This window comes from Actinomycetes bacterium, assembly GCA_036510875.1.
GTDB lineage: Bacteria > Actinomycetota > Actinomycetes > Prado026 > Prado026 > DATCDE01.
The window spans coordinates 1-2,375 of the sequence record DATCDE010000297.1 but is presented as its reverse complement, the minus strand read 5'-3'; the positions used below and the strand labels follow the sequence as shown (position 1 = coordinate 2,375).

The following is a 2,375-nucleotide window of genomic DNA, read 5'->3' as shown; positions in this document are numbered from 1 at the left end:
TGGCGGTCGTGGGGATCGCCCTGCTGGTGCCGGCGCTGCACCGGCTGCTTCCGCGGGGGACGGTCCGGTTCGCCGCGGGGCTGCCCGCGACGATCGGGATGCGCGGGCTGCTGGCCGGGGCGTTCTTCGGTGCGGAAGCTTTCGTGCCGCTCATGCTGGTCTCCAAGCGGGGGATGTCCACCACCATGGCCGGGCTGTCCCTCACCGGCGGCGCGCTGGGCTGGGCCACCGGCTCCTGGTTCCAGGGGCATTCGGGCAGCGAGTGGCCGCGGCACCGGCTGGTCCGGCTGGGCTGCGTGGCCGTGGCCCTCGGGGTGGGGACGGTCGTCCTGGTCCTCGTGCCGGCCGTGCCGCCGGGACTGAGCGCTGCCGCCTGGGTGGTGGGCGGCCTGGGCATGGGGGTGGCCATGGCCTCAGTGTCGGTGCTGCTCCTCGAGCTGTCTCCGCCGCAGGAGCAGGGGGCGAACTCGGCGGCGCTCCAGCTGTCCGACGCGCTCGGCGGCGTCCTGGCCATCGGGTTCGCCGGGTCGGTCTACGCCTACGCGCACGCCCGGCCCGGGCCGGACACCGTGGCGTTCGGGGTGATCTTCGCCTCGATGGCGGCGCTGGCCCTGGCCGGCAGCCTGCTCGCGGCGCGGCTGCGGCCGACACACCGAGCCACGCCGACGGGCGCGGCGGTCGGGGGCTCCGCCTCGTAAGGTCGTGCCTGCATGAGTACCTCGGCCGCCTCCCACCTGCCCCCGGCCTTCCCGGACCGGGCGCCCTGGGGCACCGCCGCGGCGCTGCGCGGCTGGCAGCAGGCGGCCTTGGACGCCTACCTGCGGGGGCTGCCCCGGGACTTCCTCACGGTGGCCACCCCCGGCGCCGGCAAGACCACGTTCGCGCTGCGGGTGGCCACCGAGCTGCTCGACCGCCGGCTGGTCCAGGCGGTGACGGTGGTGGCCCCGACCGAGCACCTCAAGCGGCAGTGGGCCGAGGCGGCGGAGCGGGTGGGGCTCTCCCTCGACCCCGAGTTCCGCAACGCCCACGGCGCGGCCTCGCGCGCCTTCACCGGGGTCGCTGTCACCTACGCCCAGGTGGCCGCGCACCCGATGCTGCACCGTCGGCGCACCGAGGACCGGCGCACGCTGGTGATCCTGGACGAGGTGCACCACGCGGGCGACTCCCGGTCCTGGGGGGACGGCGTCCGCGAGGCGTTCGAGCCCGCGGCCCGCCGGCTGGCGCTGACTGGGACCCCGTTCCGGTCCGACGTGAACCCGATCCCGTTCGTCGGCTACGCCCCGGACGCCGAGGGGCTGCCGCGCAGCGTCGCCGACCACTCCTACGGCTACAGCGAGGCGCTGCGCGACGGCGTCGTCCGCCCGGTGATCTTCCTGGCGTACACCGGGTCGATGCGCTGGCGCACCAAGGCGGGCGACGAGGTGACCGCGACGCTCGGCGAGCCGCTGACCCGCGACCTGACCGCGCCGGCCTGGCGGACGGCGCTGGACCCGTCCGGCGACTGGATCCCGCGGGTGCTCGCCGCGGCGGACCGCCGCCTGGACGAGGTGCGCCGGCACGTCCCGGACGCCGCGGGCCTGGTCATCGCCACCGACCACGCGTCCGCCCGTGCCTACGCACGGCTGCTCGCCGAGCTGACCGGCCGACGTCCGGTCCTGGTGCTGTCCGACGACCCGGGGGCGAGCAGGCGCATCGGGCAGTTCGCCACCGGGGACGAGCGCTGGATGGTCGCCGTCCGGATGGTGTCCGAGGGCGTGGACGTGCCCCGGCTCGCGGTGGGGGTCTACGCGACGAGCACGGCCACCCCGCTATACTTCGCCCAGGCCGTGGGCCGGTTCGTCCGGGCCCGTCGGCGCGGCGAGACGGCGTCGGTCTTCCTGCCCTCGGTGCCCTCACTGCTCAGCCTGGCCGCGGAGCTGGAGGTCCAGCGCGACCACGTGCTCGGCCGGCCGGCCACGGCGGACGACGACCTGTGGGCGCCCGAGCAGGCGCTGCTGGCCGCCGCTGCGGCCACCGCGACGGAGCCCGGGCTGCCGCCCGAGGGGTCCTTCGAGGCGCTGGAGTCGGAGGCCACCTTCGACCGGGCGCTGTTCGACGGGGACGAGTTCGCCTCGACGCCGGGCCTTGGCAGTCCGGAGGAGGAGGACTTCCTGGGGCTGCCGGGGCTGCTCGAGCCGGACCAGGTCGCCCTGCTGCTGCGCAAGCGCCAGGCGGAGCGGCGGGAGCCGCGTGCCGTTGCGCCGGCCCCGGTGCCGGACGCGTCGATGCGCGCCGACCTCGTCGCGGCGCGCAAGGAGCTCAACGCGCTGGTCGGGGCCTGGCACCACCGGAGCGGGCAGCCGCACGGTGCCATCCACGCCGAGCTGCGGCGGGTC

Annotated in this window: 2 protein-coding genes; both read left to right on the top strand. The window is 76.5% G+C overall.

All coding sequences use genetic code 11. The features are described 5' to 3' along the window. Window positions 1–698 (top strand): MFS transporter (locus VIM19_17155; GenBank protein ID HEY5186584.1); only part of this gene is annotated, 698 nt, incomplete at its 5' end. A 12-nt stretch (window positions 699–710) separates the two neighbouring features. Then, on the top strand, window positions 711–2,375 hold a 1,665-nt coding region (locus tag VIM19_17150), incomplete at its 3' end, for a DEAD/DEAH box helicase (protein HEY5186583.1).